This is a genomic window from Pseudoalteromonas distincta (assembly GCF_000814675.1).
Taxonomy (GTDB): Bacteria; Pseudomonadota; Gammaproteobacteria; order Enterobacterales; family Alteromonadaceae; genus Pseudoalteromonas; species Pseudoalteromonas distincta.
On sequence record NZ_JWIG01000030.1, the window covers coordinates 1 to 25,416 of the forward strand.

Annotated in this window: 21 protein-coding genes, 6 tRNA genes and 1 other RNA gene; 24 read left to right on the top strand and 4 right to left on the bottom strand. The window is 40.4% G+C overall.

All coding sequences use genetic code 11. The annotated features are described in order from the left end of the window. The first annotated feature begins 88 nt into the window (after positions 1 to 88). Positions 89 to 1,357 carry an IS4 family transposase gene (locus tag QT16_RS19255; RefSeq protein ID WP_002963319.1) on the top strand — a complete coding sequence of 423 codons (1,269 nt, stop codon included), beginning with the start codon at positions 89 to 91 and terminating at the stop codon, positions 1,355 to 1,357. A 96-nt stretch (positions 1,358 to 1,453) separates the two neighbouring features. On the opposite strand, the gene QT16_RS19260 is transcribed toward QT16_RS19255, so the two are convergent. Continuing rightward, a complete protein-coding gene (locus tag QT16_RS19260; RefSeq protein WP_039490226.1) occupies positions 1,454 to 4,231 on the bottom strand; it encodes a hybrid sensor histidine kinase/response regulator in 2,778 nt (925 codons plus the stop codon). 331 nt (positions 4,232 to 4,562) lie between these two features. Here QT16_RS19260 and QT16_RS19265 point away from each other — a divergent pair. From QT16_RS19265 to QT16_RS19305, 9 genes are all read left to right on the top strand, one after another. After that, positions 4,563 to 4,638 (top strand) — tRNA-Phe (locus QT16_RS19265). A 71-nt stretch (positions 4,639 to 4,709) separates the two neighbouring features. Further along, positions 4,710 to 4,785: transfer RNA gene (locus tag QT16_RS19270), tRNA-Thr, on the top strand. Positions 4,786 to 4,836: 51 nt separating this feature from the next. After that, positions 4,837 to 4,912 (top strand) — tRNA-Phe (locus QT16_RS19275). Positions 4,913 to 4,969: 57 nt separating this feature from the next. Continuing rightward, positions 4,970 to 5,045, top strand: a tRNA-Thr gene (locus tag QT16_RS19280). Positions 5,046 to 5,177: 132 nt separating this feature from the next. Beyond that, positions 5,178 to 5,253 (top strand) — tRNA-Phe (locus QT16_RS19285). A gap of 102 nt (positions 5,254 to 5,355) precedes the next feature. Further along, positions 5,356 to 5,431: transfer RNA gene (locus QT16_RS19290), tRNA-Thr, on the top strand. 321 nt (positions 5,432 to 5,752) lie between these two features. Continuing rightward, complete coding sequence (locus tag QT16_RS19295; protein ID WP_039490228.1) at positions 5,753 to 7,168, top strand: TolC family protein; 1,416 nt, start codon at positions 5,753 to 5,755, stop codon at positions 7,166 to 7,168. After that, on the top strand, positions 7,158 to 8,474 hold the full coding sequence (locus tag QT16_RS19300) for an efflux RND transporter periplasmic adaptor subunit (RefSeq protein WP_039490230.1): 1,317 nt from the start codon (positions 7,158 to 7,160) through the stop codon (positions 8,472 to 8,474). Before QT16_RS19295 ends, QT16_RS19300 begins: the two co-directional genes overlap by 11 nt. Then, positions 8,471 to 11,554 carry an efflux RND transporter permease subunit gene (locus QT16_RS19305; protein WP_002962744.1) on the top strand — a complete coding sequence of 1,028 codons (3,084 nt, stop codon included), beginning with the start codon at positions 8,471 to 8,473 and terminating at the stop codon, positions 11,552 to 11,554. The genes QT16_RS19300 and QT16_RS19305 overlap by 4 nt, the downstream gene beginning before the upstream one ends. Positions 11,555 to 11,692: 138 nt before the next feature. Here QT16_RS19305 and ssrS read toward each other — a convergent pair. Next, positions 11,693 to 11,875: non-coding RNA, 6S RNA (gene ssrS / locus QT16_RS20705), on the bottom strand. Between the two features lie 193 nt (positions 11,876 to 12,068). Here ssrS and QT16_RS19310 point away from each other — a divergent pair. From QT16_RS19310 to QT16_RS19325, 4 genes are read left to right on the top strand one after another with little or no spacing between them, the layout of a single operon-like run. Continuing rightward, complete coding sequence (locus QT16_RS19310; RefSeq protein WP_002962745.1) at positions 12,069 to 12,632, top strand: UPF0149 family protein; 564 nt, start codon at positions 12,069 to 12,071, stop codon at positions 12,630 to 12,632. A gap of 28 nt (positions 12,633 to 12,660) precedes the next feature. Next, positions 12,661 to 13,983 carry a Xaa-Pro aminopeptidase gene (gene pepP, locus QT16_RS19315; RefSeq protein ID WP_039490232.1) on the top strand — a complete coding sequence of 441 codons (1,323 nt, stop codon included), beginning with the start codon at positions 12,661 to 12,663 and terminating at the stop codon, positions 13,981 to 13,983. A gap of 15 nt (positions 13,984 to 13,998) precedes the next feature. After that, entirely contained in the window at positions 13,999 to 15,186 is a 1,188-nt protein-coding gene (gene ubiH / locus QT16_RS19320) for a 2-octaprenyl-6-methoxyphenyl hydroxylase (protein ID WP_039490235.1), read from the top strand. Next, a complete protein-coding gene (locus QT16_RS19325; RefSeq protein WP_039490237.1) occupies positions 15,183 to 16,349 on the top strand; it encodes an FAD-dependent monooxygenase in 1,167 nt (388 codons plus the stop codon). Before ubiH ends, QT16_RS19325 begins: the two co-directional genes overlap by 4 nt. Before the next feature lie 264 nt (positions 16,350 to 16,613). On the opposite strand, the gene QT16_RS19330 is transcribed toward QT16_RS19325, so the two are convergent. Continuing rightward, on the bottom strand, positions 16,614 to 17,813 hold the full coding sequence (locus tag QT16_RS19330; RefSeq protein WP_039490239.1) for an alpha/beta hydrolase-fold protein: 1,200 nt from the start codon (positions 17,811 to 17,813) through the stop codon (positions 16,614 to 16,616). A 376-nt stretch (positions 17,814 to 18,189) separates the two neighbouring features. Between QT16_RS19330 and rpsF the strand changes: the two genes are divergently transcribed. The 9 genes from rpsF to alr all read left to right on the top strand — a co-directional run bounded on the left by rpsF (position 18,190) and on the right by alr (position 24,593). Next, positions 18,190 to 18,531, top strand: coding sequence for a 30S ribosomal protein S6 (rpsF, locus tag QT16_RS19335; RefSeq protein ID WP_002962750.1), 342 nt, complete (start codon positions 18,190 to 18,192; stop codon positions 18,529 to 18,531). A 43-nt stretch (positions 18,532 to 18,574) separates the two neighbouring features. Continuing rightward, positions 18,575 to 18,892, top strand: coding sequence for a primosomal replication protein N (gene priB, locus QT16_RS19340; RefSeq protein ID WP_004588456.1), 318 nt, complete (start codon positions 18,575 to 18,577; stop codon positions 18,890 to 18,892). A 12-nt stretch (positions 18,893 to 18,904) separates the two neighbouring features. Continuing rightward, the gene (gene rpsR, locus QT16_RS19345) at positions 18,905 to 19,132 is read left to right on the top strand and encodes a 30S ribosomal protein S18 (protein WP_002962753.1); all 228 of its coding nucleotides are present in this window, start codon (positions 18,905 to 18,907) and stop codon (positions 19,130 to 19,132) included. A gap of 35 nt (positions 19,133 to 19,167) precedes the next feature. Then, complete coding sequence (gene rplI / locus QT16_RS19350; RefSeq protein ID WP_002962755.1) at positions 19,168 to 19,620, top strand: 50S ribosomal protein L9; 453 nt, start codon at positions 19,168 to 19,170, stop codon at positions 19,618 to 19,620. A gap of 436 nt (positions 19,621 to 20,056) precedes the next feature. Further along, positions 20,057 to 20,605, top strand: coding sequence for an RNA polymerase sigma factor (locus QT16_RS19355; RefSeq protein WP_039490247.1), 549 nt, complete (start codon positions 20,057 to 20,059; stop codon positions 20,603 to 20,605). After that, positions 20,592 to 21,074: a hypothetical protein gene (locus QT16_RS19360; RefSeq protein ID WP_024596807.1), complete on the top strand. Its 483-nt coding sequence runs from the start codon at positions 20,592 to 20,594 to the stop codon at positions 21,072 to 21,074. The genes QT16_RS19355 and QT16_RS19360 overlap by 14 nt, the downstream gene beginning before the upstream one ends. 9 nt (positions 21,075 to 21,083) lie before the next feature. After that, positions 21,084 to 22,022 carry a DUF4097 family beta strand repeat-containing protein gene (locus QT16_RS19365; RefSeq protein ID WP_039490250.1) on the top strand — a complete coding sequence of 313 codons (939 nt, stop codon included), beginning with the start codon at positions 21,084 to 21,086 and terminating at the stop codon, positions 22,020 to 22,022. A gap of 112 nt (positions 22,023 to 22,134) precedes the next feature. Then, positions 22,135 to 23,514: a replicative DNA helicase gene (gene dnaB / locus QT16_RS19370; RefSeq protein ID WP_002963050.1), complete on the top strand. Its 1,380-nt coding sequence runs from the start codon at positions 22,135 to 22,137 to the stop codon at positions 23,512 to 23,514. Further along, the gene (gene alr / locus QT16_RS19375) at positions 23,514 to 24,593 is read left to right on the top strand and encodes an alanine racemase (protein ID WP_039490253.1); all 1,080 of its coding nucleotides are present in this window, start codon (positions 23,514 to 23,516) and stop codon (positions 24,591 to 24,593) included. Before dnaB ends, alr begins: the two co-directional genes overlap by 1 nt. A gap of 31 nt (positions 24,594 to 24,624) precedes the next feature. Here the strand turns inward: alr and QT16_RS19380 are convergent, their stop codons facing one another. Continuing rightward, positions 24,625 to 24,864 carry a DUF2960 domain-containing protein gene (locus QT16_RS19380; RefSeq protein ID WP_002963045.1) on the bottom strand — a complete coding sequence of 80 codons (240 nt, stop codon included), beginning with the start codon at positions 24,862 to 24,864 and terminating at the stop codon, positions 24,625 to 24,627. A gap of 100 nt (positions 24,865 to 24,964) precedes the next feature. On the opposite strand from QT16_RS19380, the gene QT16_RS19385 reads away from it, so the two are divergent. Next, a complete protein-coding gene (locus tag QT16_RS19385) occupies positions 24,965 to 25,216 on the top strand; it encodes a hypothetical protein (RefSeq protein WP_002963043.1) in 252 nt (83 codons plus the stop codon). Positions 25,217 to 25,416: the final 200 nt, after the last annotated feature.

Consider the following 25,416-nt stretch of genomic DNA (forward strand, 5'->3'; position numbering starts at 1 on the left):
TAATGCCGATCAGTTAAGAAAATGACCGGTTGACCGATCCAAACGATCATGCAAAATCCGTAGTTAGGAAACTAACTACGGATTTTTTGTGAATATAGAACAAGCACTGCAAGCAACACTTGAAGAAAGCAGCCGATACCATACCTTTGAAAAATTATCAGAAATTCTTGACCCTGAAATCATTGAACAAGGTTTTCAACAAGCAGGGATTGCAACCGTTCGTAAGCGAAGATTACCGCTTGAAGCCGTTTTGTGGTCAGTTATTGGCATGGCATTGTTTCGAAAAGAATCAGTTTGGAATATCGCTAATAAGCTAGATATCATGTTACCTGGCAAGAACCAACTCGTTGCTCCAAGTGCGATGGTACAGGCGAGACAAAGGTTAGGTGATGATTCCGTTAAACACGTTTTCAATAAATCTGCTCAATCAATGTATAAGCAACAGTCATTCGAAACATGGAATGGTTTGAACCTATTAGCTGTTGACGGTGTTGTGTGGCGAACAGCCGACACGCCTGATAATCGTAAAGCCTTCTCTTCAGGTAGCAACCAATACGGTGATACAGCCTTTCCTCAAATACGCATGGTCTGTCATATGGAATTGACCAGCCATCAACTTCTCAGTAGCGAGTTTGATAACTATAAAACCAACGAGATGAAATTAGCTGAGCGTTTAATTGAACGTACACCAGATAATTCACTGACTATGTTTGATAAAGGATATTATTCTTTAGGCCTGTTAAACCGTTGGCATCAAACTGGGGAGATGAGGCACTGGCTGATACCAGCAAGGCCCGACTTACAGTATGAAATCATCTCCAGCGCAGGTAAAAATGACCATATCATTGAATTGAAAACCACAAAGCATGCACAAAAAAACTTTCCCGATGTTCCTGAAACAATTAAAGCGAGATTAATCAGCAAAACAATAAAGGGCAAAAGCTACCGTATATTAACCTCGATGACGGATAGATTGCGTTATCCAGGTAATGAAATTGTTGAATTATATTGTCATCGTTGGGAGATAGAACTTGGGTTTAGAGAAATCAAACAAACCATGCTTGATAGCGCATACCATTTAAGAAGTAAGCGTCCAGACATGGTGCGTCAGGAGCTATGGGCCGTGTTACTCGCCTATAATTTAATACGAAGAATAATGACGATGGCGGCGACAGTCACAGGGATATGGCCTAACCAGCTTAGTTTCTCTAGCAGTTCGATGGCTGTCATTCAGTATTTCTCGTCAGTATCTATAATGAGCCCAGGGAACATTCCAATACACTGGCAGCACTTACTCGATACACTGGTCTTATTTAAGCTGCCAGCTAGACGAGAGGATAGAAGATATCCCCGATGAGTTAAGCCAAAACCATCTAAGTATCCCCATAAAAAGAAAGATGCCAGTCAGCTTAACTGACTGGCATTAGCTATTTAGCCCTTTTTTTATGTTTATTTATTCATTTAACTCATCTTCTTGCTCAGATATTTTAATTTGTTCCTTTAAAAATTGAGCAGCTTTAGAGTATTCAATTTCCAGCTTATCTCTTAACTCTATTAATTCATCGGTTGTGAGTTCACCTTCTTTACATTTATCTTCAAATGCACTTGAAAGTTCTGCCACCGTTTGGGCACCAATTGTCTTGGAGATCGATTTTAATTGATGACACCCTTCAATAATCTCATTTAAGTCGTTAACCATAACGCCGGAATTAATACTCTTAATTAAGCCTTGGCTTTGTTCTAAATACATTTTGAAGAAACGGATTTGCTTAGCGTTATCACCGTTTACATATTTAGCAACAGCTTCCATATCAATAGGTAGTGCCATAGTTTGATGGATAACTACATTTGGGTTTTGGCTTTGTTTATCGCTCCAACGTTTTAGAGTTTCTTCTAACGCGTTCAGCTCTATAGGTTTGGTAATGAAGTCGTTAATACCTACCGCTAAACAGCGCTCTTTTTCGCCTTTAAGTGCGTTTGCTGTTACTGCAATAATGTAAGGCTGTGCATCAATCGATTCTAATAGCTCTGCTTCATTACGGATTTTTTCGACCATATCGTAACCCGACATTTTAGGCATGTGTAAGTCGGTTAAAATAAGTGAGTAATCACCTTTTCTCCACATATCTAGGCCTTCTTCACCGTTGTTCGCTATTTCAACGCCAAAGCCCAGTATATGTAGTTGATCGGTGAGGACTTGTTGGTTTAGAAGGTTATCTTCAACAAGTAAAACCAATTTGTTTGAATCACGTGCCTGCTCAACATTTAAATAGTTATTAAGTGTTTTGGTTTTTTTAATTTGCTTAGGTGTATGTAACCCTGCAGCCACCAATATAGAAAGCATAAAGTTAGATTTACATAGAGGAGAAGCATTAATATAAAAAATGTTTTTATGATTTATAGCTGCTTCATCAAGCTTACTTAGTACTACAACTTGTTGGTTATAATCTTCTAATGAATAAAATAAACGTCTTAGCAGCGCATTAGTTTTATCCATATTGTCTATGCCATCAGCTACCCAAATAATATCTTGTGAATGCTGGTGCTCTTCAATTTCTTCTTCTGTGTGTGCATAAATTATTTTAGCGCCCATGAACGATAAATAACGGTACATTGTTTTTTCACGTTCTAGGTGATTACTAACTACAACAATTTTCTTGCCATTTAATGCACCTTTATGTGCGTACTTAATTTTACCCGATGTGCTAAACGGCAGCTCTACTGTAAACTCACTGCCAATTCCCGTATGACTAGTTACATGAATAGTACCTAGCATAAGCTCAGTTAAGCTTTTACAAATAGAAAGACCTAAACCGGTGCCACCATATTCTCGGGTAATTGAGTTTTCGGCTTGAATAAACGGATTAAATATTTCGCGTAATTGTGCCTGCGACATGCCTTTACCGTTATCAGTTACGCAAAAGCGTAAGGTAAAGTGATCAGTCGTATTATGTACAACCTCTGCTGATATTTTTACATGGCCTTGGGTTTTTTCATCAGTGCTAGTGAATTTAATTGCGTTGCTACATAGGTTATAAAGCACCTGACGTACACGCACACTATCACCGGTAAGATTGACCGGAATATCTGGTGCTATTGCTAGCTCTAAATCAAGCTCACGTTTTTTAGCAACTGATGAGAGCACTCGAGCAACTTCTTCAATGGTATCGGTTACCGAAAATGGGATCGGGTCAATATTTAGCTTTCCAGCCTCAATTTTAGAAAAATCTAAGATATCATCCAAAATGCTCAATAACGAAAATGCTGATTCACGAATAATTGTACTTAAACGATGTTGAGCGCCATCAAGTTCGGTCTGGCGCAGTAAATCAATAGTGCCTATAACACCATTCATCGGTGTTCTTATTTCGTGGCTCATTGTGGCTAAAAAGGTCGTTTTGGTTTCGCTTGCTCGCTCTGCTTTTAGTGTGGCTTGCTCAAGCGCTATAGTACGATTTTGCACTTCGGCTTCTAGGCCATTTTGTAATTTATAAAGCTCTTTTTGTGCGGCGTCATTCTCACTCATCGCAGTCTGTACTTTTTGTAGCAGTAAGTTAATGTTTTTTGCCACTACACCTAAACCAATATCAAGCTGCTCATCAACACTACTATTGTAATTAGCATTTTCGGTGATTGCCTGCAGCTCTTGTGTAAGAGTGTCAGTACTTTTTCGTAAGCGACTATTAATGTACATATTAAACATTAAAGTAAATATAAATAATGCAGCTACGCTTGCTATCGCAATAATGTAGGCAATAACTTGAGAGTTTTGAGCGCTTAAAGGAGCGGTTGGTAGGTTTTGCTTAATAATAAGCTCGCCAATAGGTTGATCGTTTAACAGCAGTAAGTGGTGTAGGATGCCTTCTTCTACTAGATGCTTTTCAGTTTTAATTGAAGCGATAGCAGGTTTACTACTGCTATATACCAATTGAGTACCTGATGTTGGATTGAAGCGATATAGAGTATATTCAAAGTCATCATCTAATAACGACGTTAAATCAAGTAACTGCCTTACTTTACCTTGACCATACATAGTTAATGCATCAACCATAGGTAAGTCTAATCTATCGGCAAGCGTCACAATATTAACAGATGATGCAGGTTGGGCTGTCTTAACTTCAGTTTGTGAATAAAATGAGTGGGCAATAATAGCAAGCGCTGTTACTGCAATATTTATGATTAAAAAAAGAGGTAATAAGCCTTTGACTGGCGATGAAAATTTACTCTGCATTGATTGTTTCCAATTGATGTGATTTTACTACGATAAGTCCCTATCGTACGTATCTAAGTTAATCGTAACATTTACAAAAAATAATTCACTACGGTTTTAGTCTGATTTATTTATATTTATAGTTCGATTTGTGGTAAAAATGAACGTTATTAATGAAAAATACACTGAGTTGTCTGAAAACCGTTCAAACAGTTATAAAGAATAAAAAAAAAGTTGACTTGTAAGGGCAAAACTCGTTTAATACGCCGCACGCCCAGATAGCTCAGTCGGTAGAGATGAGTGGGAATTGCATTAAAAATCCTTCAAGATTTTTAATTAGCACTGTTTAAGTGCCTCGATAGCTCAGTTGGTAGAGCAGAGGATTGAAAATCCTCGTGTCCCTGGTTCGATTCCGGGTCGAGGCACCATTTATTAAAGTAGTGGTGTTTAATCAACAGTTTAAACATTATTACGCGTGCCTTAGCACACAGTTTTGTGTGCCGACTTAGCTCAGCTGGTAGAGCAACTGACTTGTAATCAGTAGGTCAACCGTTCGACTCGGTTAGTCGGCACCATTTATATAAAGTTAATTGTAAAGCATCACAATTAACTAGCACAGTTTATGTGCCTCGATAGCTCAGTCGGTAGAGCAGAGGATTGAAAATCCTCGTGTCCGTGGTTCGATTCCGCGTCGAGGCACCATTTACTTTAAGTTCTCAATCTTTAAAATTGAACGTGCCTTAGCACACAGTTTTGTGTGCCGACTTAGCTCAGCTGGTAGAGCAACTGACTTGTAATCAGTAGGTCAACCGTTCGACTCGGTTAGTCGGCACCATTTATTTAAAATAGTTTGAAAAGAAAAACTGTAATCAGTAGTCTGTTCAAATTACCCGTCGACTCGGTTAGTCGGCACCATTTATTAAGTTAAAGGTTAATTTTATTAATCGGTAACTAGCACAGTTTATGTGCCTCGATAGCTCAGTCGGTAGAGCAGAGGATTGAAAATCCTCGTGTCCGTGGTTCGATTCCGCGTCGAGGCACCATTTATTGAAAAGCCTTGCTTATGCAAGGTTTTTTTATTTTAAGTGCTTTATAAAAGTTCTCAATCTTTAAAATTGAACGTGCCTTAGCACACAGTTTTGTGTGCCGACTTAGCTCAGCTGGTAGAGCAACTGACTTGTAATCAGTAGGTCAACCGTTCGACTCGGTTAGTCGGCACCATTTATTTAGGTAACTTAAAGCAACTGACTTGTAATCAGTAGTCTGTATAAGTTACCCGCTCGACTTTGTTAGTCGGCACCATTTATTTAAAAGCCTCGCTTATAGCGGGGCTTTTTTGTTTTTGTATAGTTAATCTCTTAAACACACTACAAAAAGTTAATTTTAGTATTAAAAATTGCTGATCATTTACTCATTTTTACCGTATAACTGGCTATTATGTTAATTCATCGCTAGCTATGTAATGTTATGTAAAGTAAGTTGAGCAAAATTTGCCAAAGTGCTTGAATTACGTTCATAAATAGCAGTAATTTAGGTTTAATTATGATCTGGCAATGCAAGCCAACCCTACTGGCAATTAGTGTGATGCTGCTCAGCGGCTGTGCGAGTGATTTAAACTCGTCTCAGCGCATGCAAGTCCCTAATAATATGCCTCAGCAATGGCAGCAAGAAGCATCAAGCTCAGTATTAAAAGTACAAGAGCAATGGCTTACACAATTACAAAATCCTACGCTTAATAAATTTGTACAACAAGCACTTAAAAATAACCAACAGCTTTTGCAAACGAGTTATGATGTTGAAATTCAAAAGCAGCAACTTATAGTCTCGGGCGCTGCACTTTGGCCAAGCCTCGATTTATCAACACGTACAAGCCGTAGTAAAGACAACCGCCCTGTAAGTTACGACAACGCAAGCTCAGCTAGTTTAAATTTAACTTACGAGGTTGATTTATGGGGTAAGCTCTCTGACGCCAAGCGCGAAGCTAATCTTAACTATTTAGCTCAGCAGGCACGGTTTGAGCAAGCTAAACAGCAACTTGTTGCTGATGTGGTAACAGGTTGGTTTGATGTGGTTACGGCGCAGCAATTACTGGATTTATTTAAGCGTCGCGAAGCCAACTCACAACAAAATCTCGATATTATTGAAGCTGGCTATCGCCAAGGCATAAACGAAGCGCTCGATGTGTATTTAGCGCGTAATGAGCTTAATAATGAACGCTCTCGCATTGCCACTCAAACAGCGAGTTTATCGACATCAGCACGTGTACTTGAGCGTTTACTTGGTGAATACCCAAAAGGCGCTATTACTGCTAGTAGTGACTTACCTGTTATTAATACCGATATTCCTCTAGGATTACCTTCTGAACTTATAACGCGAAAACCTACTCTACGTGCAAGTTGGTATGAGCTTTTAGCAGCCGATGCATCATTGGCATATGCGCATAAACAACGCTTTCCAAGTTTAGATTTAACGGCTTCATTAAGTGATAGTACAGACCGAGTAAGCGACTTGTTTTCTCCATCAAGCCTTGCATGGTCTTTGTTAGGTAGTATTTCAGCGCCACTTTTTGAAGGAGGGCGCTTAAAAGCCAACGAAGAAATAGCGCGTCTTAATACTCAAAAGCAAGAGCAGCTTTATTTGCAAACGCTTTATGACGCATTTGGTGATGTGGAAAATGCTATTTCGCAGCAGCAGTCCCTTAAAGCGCAATATAGCAGTACTCTTGAAGCGCAAGAAAACGCACTTGCTGCAGAGCAATTGTCGTTTGAGCAGTATCAAAGTGGCTTGGTAACTTACACGACAGTGCTTGATGCCCAAGACCGTTCTTTTGACGCGCAAAGCTCCTTAATCGATATTAAAAACCAATTAATAGCCAATAGAATTAACCTACACATTGCCCTTGGTGGTGATTTTGCAAAGCCCTCAAGTGAACTAAAGAGCAATAACGATGAAAACTAAAACAGCAAAAATTATTATTCCAGCGGTGGTTATTGTTGCCACAATTTTAATTGTTATGTTTATTAAGGGGAACCCACCAGAGGCTAAACGCTTTGGGGCACCTCCTAAGGCATCAATAAGTGTGGCTGCGCTTGAGCTAAAACCACAAAATTATCAAGTTATGATAGATAGCTACGGTACGGTAAAACCACGTACACAAAGTTTGTTAGTGGCTCAGGCATCTGGGCAAATAATTGAAGTAAGTGATGACTTTAGAGAAGGCGGTTTTTTTGAAAAAGGCGATGTACTTTTAAAACTAGACGACAGAGATCATCAGGCTGAAGTTAAATCTGCTCAAGCCAACTTATTAACCGCAGAGCAAGGTTTGCTAGAAGAGAAGGCGCGTGGGCAACAAGCTATTACCGATTGGAAACGCCTTGGCGGCTCAAATCAAGCAAGCAGTTTAGTACTACGTGAGCCACAACTAGCAGCCGCTGAAGCTGAGGTTTTGTCGGCGCAGGCAGCACTTGAAAAAGCGATGCTTGATTTAGAGCGCACTAAAGTAACGGCGCCATATGCGGGGCGTATACTTAGCCGCAGTGTTGATTTAGGGCAAGTTGTTACTAACAACACACAGTTAGCTACCATTTACGCAATCGATAGCGTAGAGATTCGTTTACCGATTAAAAATAAAGATCTCCCATTTGTAAATTTACCAGAGCAGTATCGCGATGGTGCTAAAAACCAAGCGGGTTCAATTGTTAAATTTACTTCTGACTTAGTAGGTGAGCAAACGTGGCAAGGTCAGTTAGCACGCACAGAAGGTGCTATAGATGAAGGCGCACAGCAGCTTTATGTAGTTGCTAAAATTAATGACCCGTATAAAGCAACAGCAAATAACCAGTACCCAATAAAAATTGGGCAGTATATAAAAGCGCAAATTACCGGCAGAACAGTATCTAACGCACTTATAATTCCTAACAGTACAATTTATCAAGGAACGTACGTTTACATTGTTGAAGGTGGCGTACTTAAGCGCAAAGACATCACACTAGCTTGGCAAAATGCGACTCAGGCGATGATAAAAACAGGTTTAAACGCAAATGATAAGCTTGTTATTACTCCACTTGGTCAAGTAAGTTCAGGAACTCAAGTAAGTATTTTAGGTGAACAAAGCGCAGATCAACCTAAAAGCCGTGGAGCGAATGGGCAAGGTAAAGGAAAGCGCCCGACTCCAGAGCAGCTTGAACAAAAAGCAAAAGAGCTTGGTATTAGTGTTGAAGAGTTAAAAAAACGCCGTCCAGCAAAGCAAGGAGATAAGCCATGATAGCTTGGTTTGCCAAAAACCATGTTGCAGCTAACTTATTGCTAGTAACGTTGCTGCTGTCGGGGCTTTTTAGTTTATCGACTAAAATACCGCTTGAAGTATTCCCTTCATTCGAAACCGACATGATAAGCGTGAACGTAAGTTTGCGTGGCTCAACACCAGAGGATGTAGAGCAAGGCGTAACAATTCGTATAGAAGAAGCCGTACAAGATTTAGAAGGTATTAAGCAAATATTTAGCCGCTCTTCTGAAGGTTCTGGCTCTGTAACAATAGAAGTTGAAACGGGCTACGACCCGCGTGAGCTTTTAGCCGATATTAAAAGTCGTGTAGATGCAATTAACACCTTTCCAGCCGATGCTGAAAAGCCAATAGTCGCGCTTGCGGAGCGAATTCGCGAAGTTATCGCGGTTACTGTATCGAGTGATTACGGCGAAAAAGAAACCCGTGAATATGCAGAAACAGTACGCGATCAAATTCTACGCTTACCAAATGTGACGCAGGTAGAGCTAAGTGGTGTTCGTGATTACGAAATTGCCATTGAAGTAAGCCAAGACGTTCTTCGCCAGTACGATTTAAGCCTTGCACAAATATCGAGTGCGATTGCTAATTCAAGCTCTGATATTTCTGCTGGTAACTTAAAAACTGAAGGTGGGGACGTACTTATAAGCTCTAAAGGGCAAGCATATCGTAAAGATGAATTTGCCAATATTGTTGTTAAAAACCAAGCTGACGGCACGATTATTCGTTTAGGCGATATTGCAATAATTAAAGACGATTTTGAAGAAACCCCAGTACGTACTCGCTTTAATGGTAAGCAGGCTGCATTTATCGACGTATATCGAATTGGTCCACAAAGTGCGATTACTGTTGCTGACGAAGTTAAAAATTACATAAAAGAGCAACAAAGCTCCCTTCCACAAGGGTTTGAACTAAGTTACTGGGATGATGATTCGGAGCTGGTTAAAAGTCGAATTGCCACACTAACGACCAATGCCCTACAAGGCGGTATTTTAGTACTTGCTTTACTTACTTTGTTTTTACGCCCTGCAATTGCATTTTGGGTATTTATTGGTATTCCGGTTTCATTTATGGGCGCGTTTATAGCGATGCCTATATTTGGCGTAACCCTTAATATTATGAGTTTATTTGGCTTTATATTAGTACTGGGAATTGTTGTTGATGACGCCATAGTTACTGGCGAAAATGTCTATACCCACTTAAAAACAGCTAAGTCGGGGGAGCAAGCTGCAATTTTAGGTACTCAAGAAGTCGCAACACCAGTAACATTTGGTGTATTAACTACCGTTGCCGCCTTTTTACCTTTGGCCTTTATTGAAGGGGCGCGCGGTGCTTTGTTTGCACAAATACCGGTAGTGGTTATTCCGGTATTATTGTTTTCATTGATTGAATCTAAATTTGTACTACCCGCACATTTAAAATATATAAAACTACGCCACGAAAAAGGCGAACCTTCAAAGTTTGATGTTATTCAACAGCGTTTTGCAGATGGATTTGAAAACGCGATTTTAAAATATTACCAACCAACTTTAAATTTAGCACTGCGCCATAAATTGGCTTCGGTAAGTTTGTTTGTTGGTGTGTTTATAATAATTTTAACCATGATCACTAGCGGTTGGACTAAGTTTGTATTTTTCCCGCGTATACCAAGCGAAACAGTCCGCGTTAACTTAACACTACCAACAGGTACGCCGTTTGAAGTCACTAATAAATACGTAATTGATATGTCGCAAAAGGCGCAGCAATTACAAGAAAAATACCGCGACCCAGATACAGGTGAAAGCGTTATTTTAAATATATTAGCCACAACAGGTGGGCGCGGTGGTGTATCTAATTCAGGTTCTGTACGCTTTGAAATAACACCGGCTGAAAAGCGTGAATCAGACATAGGATCAAGAGAGCTTGCCAGCGAATGGCGCGATTTAATTGGTGTCATTCCAGGTGCTGAAAGCTTAACATTTAGAGCTGAAATTGGCCGAAGTTCTGACCCAATTGATGTTCAGCTTAGCGGGACTTCGTTGACTATTTTACAAGACGTGGCTGATCACATTAAAACCCGTTTATCGACCTACCCAACGGTGTTTGATATTGCAGATAGCATGTCTGATGGTAAAGAAGAGTTACAAATAGAGCTTACGCAGCAAGGCTTAGCGCTGGGCTTAAATAGAGTTAATGTTGCAGGTCAAGTGCGTAACTCGTTCTTTGGCTCGCAAGTCCAACGTATTCAGCGCGGACGTGATGATGTACGAGTAATGGTACGCTTGCCTATAGACGAGCGCCGCTCTGTAGCCGATTTACAAAATATACTCATCAATACACCTACTGGTGGCTCGGTGCCGTTATCGCATGTTGCAACCCTTACCGCAGGGCAAAGCCCGTCAACTATTAACCGAATAGACCGCTACCGTACTTTAAATGTAACAGCGGATATCGAAAAAAATAACACCAACATGACCATACTTCAGGCTGACCTAACGGAGTATTTAGATGAATTAATGCAGCAATACCCTGGAGTAGATTACAAACTAGAAGGTGAGGCTAAAGAGCAGCGAGAGTCGTTTGGCTCATTGGCTTGGGCACTTGTGTTTGTATTTTTCATAATTTATGCGCTATTAGCGATACCGCTTAAGTCTTACTTACAGCCAATTATAGTAATGAGTGTAATTCCATTTGGCATGATAGGTGCTGTAGTCGGGCATTGGATTATGGGCATGGATTTAACCATTATGAGCTTGCTTGGTATGCTCGCCCTAACTGGGGTGGTAGTAAATGACTCCCTTGTACTAGTTGATTTTATCAATAAAAAGCGCAGTGAAGGCGGCAAATTACTAGATGCAGTTAAACTTGCCGGTGCATCGCGTTTTCGCCCTGTAATGCTAACAAGTTTAACGACCTTTATTGGCTTAATGCCGTTATTATTTGAAAAAGCGACTCAGGCGCAGTTTTTAATACCCATGGCGGTAAGTTTAGGGTTTGGGATTATTTTTGCTACCTTTATTACTTTATTGTTAGTGCCAATAAACTACATGATGATGGAGCGCTTTCAAGGTTGGTTTAAGTAAATAAGCGTAAGCATTTAAAATTTAGCTGTAAGTAAGAAATTGCTTGCAGCTTTTTTTTGCCAAAAATTATAAAAATAATGTACGAAGGTATAGCAAAAAAATGAATAAGCAATAAGAGGGAGTATAAAAAGTAAGAAGGTGTTCCCCAAGATACGGTACCCGGTTTCAGTCCTGAAACCAGAAGGTTTCAGGGCGGAAATCTGCGGTTTACCGTAGGCTTCTCGGTACATGCCGAGCTTGCACAATAGTAGACGAACAGAAATCCTGGTATAAAATTTATCGGCTCAGGGACTTAACCAAGCTCCGGTACCCCAGGGAACAATTTAAGTATATAAGACATAATCCAATCCTTAAACCCTAAACGTAAAAAATTAAACCGTTCGCTTAGTTTTCCCGCACCTTTAACTCGCCATTTACTTTATCGCATGGTTTTTGAGCTTGATCATACAATTAATTGGAGTTGCTTTTTATCGAGTGGTAGCATTGCCTTAACTTGCAAAGCGAAGATTCGATTATGAACGATTTACCCGATTACGAAAAAGCTCAACTGCTTTTAGAAAAAAACGAAATATTTGTATCACCTGCCGAAGCGCATGGTGTAATTAGTGGTTTACTAGCGTGTGGTTTAACCATTGACGACAAAGAATACTTAGGCCTTTTGAGCGATGTGTTTAACGATGGTGAATCATTTAGTAACGATTTAAAGCAGTTTTTTGGCACTATTTATAAGCAAGTAGTTGCGAGCTTTAATGATGACGAATTTCAGTTTGATTTATTTTTACCAAACGATGACGAAACACTCATCGATCAGGCTAATGGCCTCGTATCATGGGTAGCAGGCTTTATGCTTGGTTTTGGCTTAAAGCAAAAAGATTACGGTAAGTTATCAAGCGATGTTAAAGAGGTTATTACTGACTTTAGCGAAATCACTCGCCTAGATACCACTTTTGAAGAAACCGAAGAAGACAGCCAAGCGCTGCACGAAGTGATTGAATATGTGCGCGTATCAGCACTACTTTGTTTTGCAGAACTGGGTAAAGAGCAAAACACGCAAAGTACTAAAAAAACACTTCATTAGTTTAAAAAGTTAAACGGGTTGGTTAATAATGGTTGAAGTACAAAAGTCAGAATTTAAAGCACGCCGTGAGCGTTTACTTGCGCAAATGGATAAAAATAGCGTTGCTATTATTCCTGCTGCGAGCGAAGTGACGCGTAGCCGCGATACCGAATATGCATTTAGACAAGATAGCGACTTTTTCTATTTAACAGGCTTTAACGAACCCGACGCTGTACTTGTACTATGTAACAACAGCGATGCACCCAGTACTTTATTTTGCCTAGATAAAGACAAGCTTGCAGAAATTTGGCATGGCCGCAGAGTTGGCTTTGATAAAGCTAAAAGTGACTACTTGTTTGATGAAGCTTACCCACTAAGTGAATTAAACGATAAGCTACTTGATATACTAAATGAAAAAGATGCGATTTATTTTGCACAAGGTGCTTATCCTTCATTTGATACCAAGGTGTTTACGTTACTAGGTACACTTAGAAGTGGTGCGCGAAAAGGCCTCAAAGCACCGAGTACTTTAAAAGAAATACGCGGCCTTATTCATGAAATGCGTTTGTTTAAATCGCCAAGCGAGATAGATGTTATGCGAGAAGGCTGTGAAATTAGTGCGCGAGGGCACATGCGCGCTATGCGTTTTTCACACCCCGGAGCTACTGAATTTCAGCTAGAGGCAGAGCTGCATCATCATTATGCCATGAATGGTGCGCCGCACCCGGCGTACGGCACAATTGTTGGTAGTGGCGACAACGCCAATATTTTACATTACACGCAAAATAGCGACGTATTAAAAAATGGCGACCTGGTACTTATAGACTCCGGTTGCGAGCTACAAGGTTACGCCGCCGATATTACCCGTACTTTTCCAGTAAATGGACAATTTAGCGAAGAGCAAGCCGCGCTTTACAATATTGTTCTTAAAGCGCAAGAAGTTGCTTTTGATGAAGTAAAACCCGGTGGTTACATGTCGCATGCTAATAAACTAGCAATGGAAGTAATGACCCAAGGTTTACTTGATTTAGGTATTTTAACCGGCGACTTTGACGAGCTAATGGCAAAAGGGGCATGTAAAGAATATTACATGCACGGGCTTGGGCATTGGCTTGGTTTAGATGTACATGATGTTGGCGATTACAAAGTAAATAACGTTGAGCGTGCATTTGAGCCGGGTATGGTACTCACCATAGAGCCTGGGCTTTATATCAGCGAAGACTCAAGCGCACCGCAAAAATACAAAGGCATTGGTATTCGTATCGAAGATAACTTGCTAGTTACCGAAACCGGCCATGAAAACTTGACCCTAAGCGTACCTAAAAAAATTAGCGATATAGAAGCACTTATGCAAAGTGCTAAAAACGTATAAAGCTCGGAGAGTAAAGTGGCTAAGCAGTTTGATGTAGTTATTATTGGCGGTGGTTTAGCGGGAGCAAGCTGCGCATTAAGTGTGGCTAAAACTAATCCCGCGTTAAATATTGCCGTTGTAGAAGCTAATCAAGTTACCGGCGACTACCACCCAAGCTTTGACGACAGAAGCATTGCACTTGCTCAGCAATCGGTAGAGTATTTACAAAGCCTCAATTTATTTGAACAAAATGCCCCTTACACCGCCGCAATCAAAAAAGTGAGCGTGTCTGATAGAGGCCACTTTGGCAAAGCGCACATTAATTGCGACGAATTTTCTAAGCCTTCACTTGGTTACGTAGTAGAAGTTAACCCTTTTGGCCGAGCGCTCCACCTGCGTTTAACGCAATCAAATATTACGCTTTTGTGCCCCGATAGCGTAACTGCCATTGAGCAAACTCTGCATAGCAATACACTTACCCTGCAAAGCGGCGAGCAATTAAGCGCAGCGCTATTGGTTATTGCTGATGGTGCACAATCACCCACACGTAATTTACTTGGGCTTGGTTTTAATACCCAGCCTTATGAACAAGGCGCAATTATTGCTAATGTAGAAGTGGCTGGTGGGCATAATAATCATGCCTTTGAGCGTTTTACACAAAGCGGGCCTATGGCGTTATTACCCATGAGCAATAACCGTTATTCGTTGGTGTGGTGTATGAGCCAAGATCAGGTTGAACAGCACATGGCACTTAATGAACAAGGTTTTTTAAGTGCCCTACAAAGCGCGTTTGGTTATCGCGGAGGTCAATTTACTAAAGTAGGCATGCGCACGAGTTACCCGCTCGTTTACGGGCAAGTCGAGTCTTTGACTGCGCACCGTACAGTGGTTATTGGTAATGCTGCACATGCTATTCATCCTATTGCAGGGCAAGGTTTTAATTTAGGCCTTCGCGACGTGCAAGTACTTAGTAATTTAATAGCAAACAGCCAACACGATTTAGGCAGCTATGCGTTTACACGTGAATATTCTAATAAGCGTAATGATGATATAAAAACCGTAATGAGTTTAACCGATGCACTTGTTAGGCTTTTTTCAAACTCATCGCGAGTGCTCGCATTGGGGCGCAGTATTGGGTTGTTCTCGATGGATTTATTTCCCGCATTAAAAGCGCCATTAGCCAAACAGTTAATGGGGCAAGTTAAACAAGGTAGGCGTTTATGAAGCAAGCACAGGTTTGTATTGTAGGTGGTGGCTGCGTAGGGCTAACACTAGCACTTGGATTGGCAAAAGCCGATATAAGCGTCGTTGTACTCGACGGCGCACCAACACAAGCGTTGCCAACTGACGAATATGGTTTGCGCGTAAGTGCGCTAAGCATTGCAAGTCAAACCTTACTTGAGCAATTAAATGTATGGCCAGAAATTATCGCACAGCGAGCGTGCGCTTATACGCATATGGATGTACGTGATGCCGACAGCTTTGGTAAAATAACCTTTAATAACGAGCAACTTGAGCTTGAGCATTTAGGCCATATTGTTGAAAACGACATTATCCGCTACGCGCTTATAAAAGAGCTAGAGCAACAAAGCAATGCAACACTAATGTTTGATACGCAGTATCAGCAAATACATCAAAGCGAATCAGATGTATTTATAACGCTTAAAAGCGGCGAGCCAATTATTGCAAAACTGCTGGTGGCCGCTGATGGGGCAAACTCAGCTATTCGCAAACAATTTAATATGGCGCTTAGCTTTAAAGATTACGACCATCATGCGCTAGTTGCGACTGTTAAAACTAAAGAGCCGCACGCAAATACCGCACGCCAAGTGTTTTTACCAACCGGGCCACTGGCATTTTTACCTCTGAGCGATGCAAATACGCATTCAATAGTATGGTCTACTAGCCCAAACCACTGCGATGAGCTGCTTGCAATGAACGATAGTGCCTTTAATAAAGCTGTTATGGCTGCAATAGATGGCCAATGCGGGCTATGTGAAGTGCAAAGTGCGCGCGCAGCTTTCCCACTTAAAATGCGCTACGCTCAGCAATGGGTTTCAGGCAAAGTGGTACTCATTGGCGATGCTGCACATACAATCCATCCGCTTGCAGGGCTTGGTATGAACTTAGGCCTAAAAGACGCCGCTTATTTAATTGAGCTACTCACAAGTGATAGCAAGGAGTTTGCAAGCACGCGCACACTTCGCGATTACGAACGTACCCGTAAGCTCGATGCGCAAAAGCACATAGCCATGATGCAAGGGTTAAAAGAGCTATTTGAAGGTGCAAACCCGGTTAAAAAACTTATCCGCGGAGTAGGGCTATCATTAGTTGATAACCTAGGCCCAATAAAACACCTGTTCGCCAAAGAAGCGATAGGAAAGTGATGTAGGTTGAGTGAAACAAAACTCCACGAGAAAAGCGGTTAGTTATTCGCTTTTAATAAAAAACCGATGTTTAATTTAAGCATCGGTTTTGTTTTATGGTGGTTTTAAATATATTAAAAGCTGCGCTTTTTACGCGAGCAAGCTCAGCGTCTACATGCAAAGTTTCACACTGAGCTTAATTTTACCTGTAGGCGTTTAGCTTGCTGACGCGACGAGCGTAGCTCGTAATTATCCTTAGTAAAAAAGCGCTTTGCGTTAAATCAGTTACAAATTCTTTTGTGCTTCATTCAGCATATCCTTGAGCGCATCAATTAACATCGGATCTCGCGAGTTTTGCTTAGCAAGTTCTAATGCGTGTTTCATACTGGTGACGGCCTCTTTGAACTGCTTATTTGCAGTATAGCCTTGCGATAAACGCATGTGAGAATAGGCTGCATTTGGGTAATGGGTAGTAAAGTGTTTAAGCGTGGTAACAGCTTTAGCTGTGTTACCAAATTTTTGCTGGCTATGAGCAAACTCTACATATACATCTTGTGGAATTTTAAGCTCAAACCCATATTTATCACTCAGTGCTTGGTAGTAACCTGTAATAAGCGATACATCAGCAAATCTTCCGTGCTCGTCAGTAACGCTAAAAATTAGGTCGCCAAATAAGTGAATTAGGCTATCGCTAAGGGCTGGTAGTATGGTGCCCATATGACTAAAAGTAGGGTAATGCTTATATTCCCATTTTAGCTGTGTTGGCATTTGTTGTTCTAAATTTACCAAAGTATTTAATACACCTGTATAAAAGCGTGACCCTTCACTTGCTACACTAATAAATAACGATTGACCGCCTTTAGGGTTTTTAGTGTATTTTATAATATTATTTTTTAATTCTTCATCACTCCACCAACTGTTTGGGCTTATAGCTATATAGTTATTAAATAACTCAGGCTGATTAACTAAAGTATAAAGCGCTAAAGTACCTGCATTAGAGTGGCCAATTAAGGTGTTGTAGCCGTTAGTTGAGTAATTACTGTTTATATAAGGCATGAGTTCATCAGACACAAACTTTAAAAACTTGTCGGTTTGCCCAGCATCAGGCCATTTATTTTGAACAAAGGTTTGAAACTCTGTTTTAGGCTCGCCTTCTACTTTTGGTAAATAATCGCGAACACGGTTAGTTGTATCAATACCAACGAGCATTGCGTTAGGTATCTGCTCGTAATCAACAAGGGATTTAATAACACCAGACGCCGTATGAAAGTGCTCAACACCATCAAGTAAATAAATAACATAAAGCGGCTGATCGTCTTTTACAGTGTCAGGTATGAAAATTTTAATGGGTCTGTCTTCGTTAAGTATTTTTGATTGCAGAATGACTTTTTTACCAACGGTTATGTCAGTTGCATTGGTTTTTGCGTGGCTTAAAAATGGTGTACTAAAAGTAAGTATTAATACAAGCGATAGTAAGAGCTTCATAAATATCCTTATTTAATAATGTATTGCTTAATAATTGCACGGCTTTAAGTTTGAGTAAATACTTATATTTTGAGGCAGGTGTTAGACTTAAGTAATTCAAAGCTGCGCTTTTTACGCGCGCAAGCTTGGCGTATAAGATAAATATTAAACTGCGAGTTTAGCCTTTCCTTTAGGCCTACGGCTTGCTAACGGGATGAGCGAAGCTCGCAATAATTGCCTTTAAACTCTTATCTATAAAAGCTTAAAAAAACCTGCTTGCTTAATTATCCGTCTAAGCGTAAAATGCGCGCTCATTTCGGCTTTTAAACTATTAATTCCTTGCCTTAAACCGACCGGCCGAAACGGTAGAAGGCTCTATTAACCGTAAGGAATATCCATGCGTCATTACGAAATCGTATTCATGGTTCACCCTGATCAGAGTGAGCAAGTAACTGGTATGATCGAACGTTATACTGGTTCTATCACTGAAGCTGGTGGTACTATCCACCGTCTTGAAGACTGGGGCCGCCGTCAACTGGCTTACCCAATCAACAAGCTTCATAAAGCTCATTATGTTCTTATGAACGTTGAAGCACCTACTGAAGTAATCAGCGAGCTAGAAACTACTTTCCGCTACAACGATGCAGTGCTTCGTAACTTAGTTATGCGTACTAAAAATGCTGTAACTGAAGCGTCTCCTCTTGCAAGAGAAGAGAAGAAAGAAGCACCAGCTGCTTAATTGTTTTGAGTCCTAGCATGGCATGTAGTCAGCAGTTATTATAATGGTTAGCCCATATATGAATCAGCTGGTTATATCTGGGGTAGTTTGTAAAACTCCCAAGTTTAGCCAAAGCCCTGCTGGCATCCCGCATTGTATTTTTGTTGTAGAACATAAATCAATGCAAACCGAAGCAGACCTTAACCGTAATAGTTATGTGAGGCTTCAGGTAGTTGCCAGTGGAAAGCAAATGCAACAACAGACTCAACATTTGCACGTTGGGCAGGCATTGCAAGTGAGTGGTTTTTTAAATCGCCACGAAGGTCGTAACGGCCTTAGCCAATTGGTTTTGCATGCTCAGCATATAGAAAGAATTATTTGAGGAATTAATCTCATGGCACGTTATTTCAGACGTCGTAAGTTCTGCCGCTTTAAAGCGGAAGGCGTACAACAAATCGATTACAAAGATCTAGCTACTCTTAGAAACTATGTTACAGAAAGTGGCAAAATCGTACCTAGCCGTATCACAGGTACTAGCGCTAAATACCAGCGCCAGCTAGCAACTGCTATTAAGCGTGCTCGCTACTTAGCCCTTCTTCCATACACTGACTTACATAAGTAAGCAGCGGATTAACAGTTTTTAAAAGGTGTAGAAACATGCAAGTTATTCTACTAGATAAGATCGCTAACCTAGGTAGCCTAGGTGAACAGGTTGTAGTTAAATCTGGTTTCGCACGTAACTTCCTTTTCCCGCAAGGTAAGGCAGTTCCTGCGACTAAAGCTAACATTGAAACGTTTGACGCTCGTCGTGCAGAACTTGAAGCGAAAATCGCTGAACAGTTAGTTGCTGCACAAGCACGCGCTGAAAAACTAGAAGCATTAGCAGAAGTTACATTAGTATCTAAAGCTGGTGACGAAGGTAAGTTATTCGGTTCAATCGGTACTCGTGACATCGCTGACGCTATCTCAGCTGTTGGTGTTGAAGTTGCTAAGTCAGAAGTTCGTTTGCCTCTAGGTACTATCCGTGAGACTGGTGAATTTGACGTATCAATTTCAGTTCACTCAGACGTAACGGCTACTATCAAAGTAATCGTAATCGCTGAAGCTTAATTTTTAATTAAGCTAAAAAAGCCGTGCTATTAGCACGGCTTTTTTGTGCCTATAATTTGGCTAACTTCATTAGTTGAGGGCACAGTTTAATAATACCAATCCGCAATAATACTTAATCATTTTGCGGGGCTAAACGTGTCGCTACCTGTGTTAAAAAATTCTCATTTACGACTGCATGGATGCAGAAGGTAGAGCAATGCAGGAGCAATTGCCGAGAACAACTAAATAGCGAATTTTTTGTCTAGCTATCAACACGTTTTTCCATCCTCAAAATAGATCACTTAATTAAGCGAATTGGTATAAAACCTCGTATAAGCCCCTTTTTATTCAATTATTTTTTCATTCCTTTTAAACCTTTTCGAACTGTCATTACGTCTAACTTATCAATACACTTAAATAGCAACTCAACAATAATAATTAAAAGGCGGCATCACGGATGTTACATGTTAAACCCGAACCAGCGCCTTTGTGCGAAGCTGCACTCATTGAGCGAGTTAAATCGGGTGATCAAGGCGCATACACAACGCTTTATGAGTTACATATAAAACGAGTATACGGTTTATGTTTACGTTTATTAGCAGACCAAGCACACGCCGAAGACGCCGCCCAAGAGGTATTTGTACAGGTATGGCATAAAATAGCATTGTTTGATGGGCGTTCGCAGTTCTCTACTTGGCTATATAGTGTTGCCAGCAATGTAGCGATAAGTTACCTGCGCAAGCAAAAAAACTGGTTACAAAAAGTAGTAAGTATTGAACACAGCGGTATGGATGAGCAATCAGCTAACGACTGCAAAGGCTTAAATGGCCTCGATAAGTTAATAGTAAGGCTTCCTGAGCGCGCACGTATGGTATTTGTATTATTTGCTATTGAAGGTTACAGGCACGAGGAAATCGCGGAGCAATTAGGTATGGCTGTTGGTTCAAGTAAGTCACAATATCATCGTGCTAGGCAGTTATTACAAGAGTGGTATGAAAATGAGTAAACCAAACTTTAACGACTACTTAAATAAGTCATTAAACACGCTTGATAAAGAAATTACGCCACAAAAAGATTTATGGGCGGGGATTGAGCGAGCAATTGTTAATAATAAGCAGAACCCAAACAGCACTATTATTTGGCCAAAACTAACGGCAATAGCAGCGTGTACTGTGGCTGCTTTAATTGCTGTTAATATATTTGTTATAGCACCTGAACCACAGCCCGTAGTGGCTATAAGTGATTACTTTTCGGCTCAAAAAAATAGTTTGTTAGTTGAATACGAAAATAAAGAAGCATTAACCACTAACTGGCAAACGCAACTACAAGAACTTGAAGAAGCTGAGCAAGCAATAAAGCAAGCTCTTGAAAACGAACCACAAAACCAAGCGCTACTGACAATGTTAGCGCAAATATATCAACAACAACTTGATTTAATTAACAAGGTGCACGCGCCACGTTGGCAGCACATTTAGGAGTACGATATGAAAGCGATTTTATTAGGACTGAGCTTATTTCCGTTGGCGGCATTTGCGGGTGAAAAAATAGATAAGCAAATAGACGTACCAAGTGGCGGCACTATTTTTATTGAAAACCAACGCGGTGATATACATATTACAGGCTGGGATAAAAACGAATTAAAAGTATCTGGCGAGCTTGATGATAAAGCACAGGGTTATGAGCTTAAAACAAGTGGCGATAAAACACAGTTTATTGTAAAAATGCCCCGTAAATCAAATTGGGGCAATAGTGGTGACGGCTCAAACCTAACTATATTTATGCCTAAAAGCAGTAGCTTAGAGTTTGCTGGCGTTAATGTATCGGTGACTGCAAAGGAGCTTAAAAACGGCGCTGAAGTTGATGTAGTTAATGGTGAAATTACGGTAGATGATATTACTGGCAACATTAAGCTCACCACTGTAAATGGTGATGTGAACGCTGAGAACTTAAACGGGAATATTCAGTTTGAAACCGTAAATGGTGAAATTAACGATAGACAATCAAGTGGTGAGCTGCGTTTTAGCGCTGTTAATGGTGATATTAAATCAACTTCAAGCGCTAATGATGTACGCCTTGAAAACGTAAATGGCGATATAGAATTTATGCTATCGGCTATTCAAAACCTACGTATTAATACGGTCAATGGCGAAGCAGAAGTACAGATTAACGAGCTTTTAAAAGGCGGTGATGTACGTTTTGAATCAGTAAGTGGTGATGCCGACTTTTATTTCCCACAAAGTGTATCAGCAAAGTTTGAAATTAAAGCCCATGCTAATGGTAAAATCATTAACAAAGTCAGTAGTGACAAAGTCAGTAAAGCTAAATATGGCCCAGCCAGTGATTTAGAGTTTAGTATTAATGGCGGTAATGCAAATGTCGAAATGGATACCATAAGTGGACGAATAGAGCTTCGTACCAAATAACACTCATTCCCCATCACGATTACAAAAAGCAGGAAAGATTTCCTGCTTTTCTATTTGCACAGCCCCTGCAAGTCGATAGAATAGAGCCATTCAATTTTACTACTGTGAAGTTATGGCCAAACCAGATAAGCAAGTCGATACTCTTAAAGTTCCTCCCCATTCAATAGAAGCTGAACAATCTGTTTTAGGTGGCTTAATGCTTGATAACCAAGCTTTTGACCGCGTAGCTGAGCTTGTTGTATCACAGGATTTTTATACCCGCACGCACAAGTTAATTTTTGAGGCGATGACGGCACTTGCTGAGATTGGCGATCCGATAGATTTAATCACTATTTCTGAAAGTTTAGAAAAAAATAATAAACTTGCAGGTATTGGTGGTTTTGCTTACTTAGCCGAAATTGCTAAAAATACGCCAAGTGCAGCCAACATTGATGCCTACGCAAACATTGTACGTGAGCGTGCTGTTGTACGTGAAATGATTGGCGTGGCAAATGAAATAGCCGAAGCGGGTTTTAATACCGAAGGGCGTACTAGTCACGACTTACTCGACTTTGCCGAAAGCAAAGTATTTAAAATTGCCGAGCAACGTACAAAAAGTACGGAAGGCCCGCAAAGTATTCATAACATACTCGAAAAAACCGTTGATAAAATAGAAGAGCTTTATCAATCGCCACAAGATGGTGTAACGGGTGTAAGTACAGGTTATGCCGATCTTGATAAAATGACGACAGGCCTGCAGCCGTCTGACTTAATTATTGTGGCAGCGCGTCCTTCAATGGGTAAAACCACCTTTGCGATGAACCTTGCAGAACATGCCGCAATGACTCAAGACAAACCCGTGCTAATTTACTCGCTAGAGATGCCTTCAGAACAAATTATGATGAGGATGTTAGCGTCTCTTGGCCGTATTAACCAAACTAAGGTACGTACAGGTCAGTTAGATGATGACGATTGGGCGCGACTTTCATCAACAATGGGCTTGTTGATGGAAAAAGGCAAAATGTATGTTGATGATGCCTCGGGCTTAACACCTACCGATGTTCGCTCTCGTGCACGTCGTATTGCGCGTGACCACGGTGGCATTAGTATGATCATGGTCGATTACTTGCAGCTAATGCGTGTACCTAGCCTTGCTGATAACCGAACGCTTGAAATTGCTGAAATTTCGCGTTCACTTAAATCACTAGCAAAAGAGCTAAAATGTCCGGTTGTCGCGCTTTCGCAGCTAAACCGTACGCTAGAGCAACGTGCTGATAAACGCCCAATTAACTCAGATTTACGTGAGTCAGGGTCGATAGAGCAGGATGCCGATTTAATCATGTTTATTTACCGTGACGAAGTTTACAACGAAGACAGTACTGATAAAGGTATTGCTGAAATTATCATAGGTAAACAACGTAACGGCCCAATTGGTAAAGTGCGTTTAACATTCCAAGGTCAATTTTCTCGCTTTGATAATTACGCGGGACCAGCGGTAGATGACGATTACTAATGCGCTTAGCCACTGCTGAAATTAACTTAACGGCACTTGCGCATAATTTAGCGCAAGTTAAGTGCTTTGCACCTAACAGCAAAGTAATGGCGGTGCTAAAAGCAAATGCTTACGGGCATGGATTAGTAACGATTGCGCAGCATTTAAATAATGCTGACGCATTTGCTGTGGCACGTATAGATGAAGGGCTCGCCCTTCGAGCTGGGGGCTTAACAAAGCCAATTGTATTACTAGAAGGCTTTTTTAACAAAGCCGACTTACCTATTTTACTTGCCAACAATTTTCAAACTATTATTCACGATGAGTACCAATTAGCGGCGCTTGAAAAAGCAAAGCTAGATGCACCAATAACATGCTGGTTAAAAGTAAATACAGGTATGCACCGATTAGGTATTGCGCCAGAGCAGTTTGAAGCGTTTTATAACCGCTTGCAAAAAACACCTAACGCTAAAAATACCGTTAATTTAATGACCCACTTTTCGTGTGCTGATGACGTTGATAATGCTAAAACGGTTCAACAAATTACGTTGTTTGATAATTTAGTGAATGGCATTGACCAAGCGCATTGTTTATCAAATTCGGCTGGTATTATTGCCTGGCCAAGCGGTCATGGCGATTGGGTACGTCCTGGGCTTATGTTATATGGTGTATCGCCAATGGCAAATGGTATTGGGCAGCAACACAAATTAAAACCAGTTATGCGCTTAACTACGCGCGTAATTGCAGTACGAGATGTGCCTGCTAATGAGGCTGTTGGGTATGGTGGTCGTTGGAAAAGCGATAAACCAACCAAGTTAGCTGTTGTAGCTATGGGTTATGGCGATGGTTATCCTCGGCATGCTAAAGAGGGGACACCGGTAATAATTGGTGAGCAGCGTTATGGTATTGTAGGAAGCGTAGCTATGGACATGATCAGCGTTGATATAGGCGCTAATGAGCATAATATTAAAGTTGGCGACAGAGTCACTATGTGGGGCCCTGAGCTTCCAGTTGAAGAAATAGCACTGTGCGCTGATACTATTCCTTACGAGCTATTATGTAATATTACACCACGCGTAAGTTATGAGTATCAGCCATAGTTAGTTTTTAGCGTATACCAATTGGGTATAATTACTCTTTTATAAAGTAAATGTCGCTAAAGCCCATACGGGCAAATTCTTGGTCGCGAAAGTTACGAACAGAAGCAGACCCTTTTGAGGTCATTTCTATTTGGCGTACCATGTTTAAGTAATTTGTTAAATCAATACCCTCGGCAGCAGCAATAGCTTGATACATGTCGTGGTATTTATCTTTTGCGAAGTTAATTTCGCGCGGTTGGTTTTTAAATGTATACGTTATTCTGCGTGCCATAATAAGCTCAGTTAAATTGAGTGTTAGTATAATTTTACACTGTATTGAACTGGCATTGAATGATTTGTTTAAATCAAATAATTAAAAAGTAGAGTTTAAAATGAAATTATCAGTAGAGATCAGTAAATATCCACTTCACCAAGATTACATTCCGTTTATTAAAGGCTTTATTGACCGCTTAAACGAATACGAAAATTTAAAAGTGATTACTAATACGCTATCAACGCAAATTTTTGGTGATTATGATTTAGTAATGCAGGTGTTAAATACCGAAATTAAGCGCTCATATGAAGAATTTGGTAAAGCTATTTTTGTATGTAAGTTTCTCTCTGGCGACTTATCGCCTGAATAATCTATAATACCAACCTGCATAAATCTTTGATCAATTTAACGAATTAAATTGCACTATAACGTCGTTAAAATTTTTTTATTTAGAACAACTAGATACAAAAATTTTTGCCTAGTTCTAGCTTGATTTTCTTAACGTTAAATAGACCCCGTATATAAGCAGATTGGTATAACAAATGGCGCAACTAAACGGTGATTGCATAA

What these genes read in the sequence shown, in the direction of transcription:
- QT16_RS19260 (WP_039490226.1), bottom strand. Translation starts at nt 4,231, where the DNA reads ATGCAGAGTAAATTTTCATCGCCAGTCAAAGGCTTATTACCTCTTTTT.
- QT16_RS19295 (WP_039490228.1), top strand. Translation starts at nt 5,753, where the DNA reads ATGATCTGGCAATGCAAGCCAACCCTACTGGCAATTAGTGTGATGCTG.
- QT16_RS19300 (WP_039490230.1), top strand. Translation starts at nt 7,158, where the DNA reads ATGAAAACTAAAACAGCAAAAATTATTATTCCAGCGGTGGTTATTGTT.
- QT16_RS19305 (WP_002962744.1), top strand. Translation starts at nt 8,471, where the DNA reads ATGATAGCTTGGTTTGCCAAAAACCATGTTGCAGCTAACTTATTGCTA.
- QT16_RS19310 (WP_002962745.1), top strand. Translation starts at nt 12,069, where the DNA reads ATGAACGATTTACCCGATTACGAAAAAGCTCAACTGCTTTTAGAAAAA.
- pepP (WP_039490232.1), top strand. Translation starts at nt 12,661, where the DNA reads ATGGTTGAAGTACAAAAGTCAGAATTTAAAGCACGCCGTGAGCGTTTA.
- QT16_RS19325 (WP_039490237.1), top strand. Translation starts at nt 15,183, where the DNA reads ATGAAGCAAGCACAGGTTTGTATTGTAGGTGGTGGCTGCGTAGGGCTA.
- QT16_RS19330 (WP_039490239.1), bottom strand. Translation starts at nt 17,813, where the DNA reads ATGAAGCTCTTACTATCGCTTGTATTAATACTTACTTTTAGTACACCA.
- rpsF (WP_002962750.1), top strand. Translation starts at nt 18,190, where the DNA reads ATGCGTCATTACGAAATCGTATTCATGGTTCACCCTGATCAGAGTGAG.
- priB (WP_004588456.1), top strand. Translation starts at nt 18,575, where the DNA reads ATGGTTAGCCCATATATGAATCAGCTGGTTATATCTGGGGTAGTTTGT.
- rpsR (WP_002962753.1), top strand. Translation starts at nt 18,905, where the DNA reads ATGGCACGTTATTTCAGACGTCGTAAGTTCTGCCGCTTTAAAGCGGAA.
- rplI (WP_002962755.1), top strand. Translation starts at nt 19,168, where the DNA reads ATGCAAGTTATTCTACTAGATAAGATCGCTAACCTAGGTAGCCTAGGT.
- QT16_RS19355 (WP_039490247.1), top strand. Translation starts at nt 20,057, where the DNA reads ATGTTACATGTTAAACCCGAACCAGCGCCTTTGTGCGAAGCTGCACTC.
- QT16_RS19360 (WP_024596807.1), top strand. Translation starts at nt 20,592, where the DNA reads ATGAAAATGAGTAAACCAAACTTTAACGACTACTTAAATAAGTCATTA.
- QT16_RS19365 (WP_039490250.1), top strand. Translation starts at nt 21,084, where the DNA reads ATGAAAGCGATTTTATTAGGACTGAGCTTATTTCCGTTGGCGGCATTT.
- dnaB (WP_002963050.1), top strand. Translation starts at nt 22,135, where the DNA reads ATGGCCAAACCAGATAAGCAAGTCGATACTCTTAAAGTTCCTCCCCAT.
- alr (WP_039490253.1), top strand. Translation starts at nt 23,514, where the DNA reads ATGCGCTTAGCCACTGCTGAAATTAACTTAACGGCACTTGCGCATAAT.
- QT16_RS19380 (WP_002963045.1), bottom strand. Translation starts at nt 24,864, where the DNA reads ATGGCACGCAGAATAACGTATACATTTAAAAACCAACCGCGCGAAATT.
- QT16_RS19385 (WP_002963043.1), top strand. Translation starts at nt 24,965, where the DNA reads ATGAAATTATCAGTAGAGATCAGTAAATATCCACTTCACCAAGATTAC.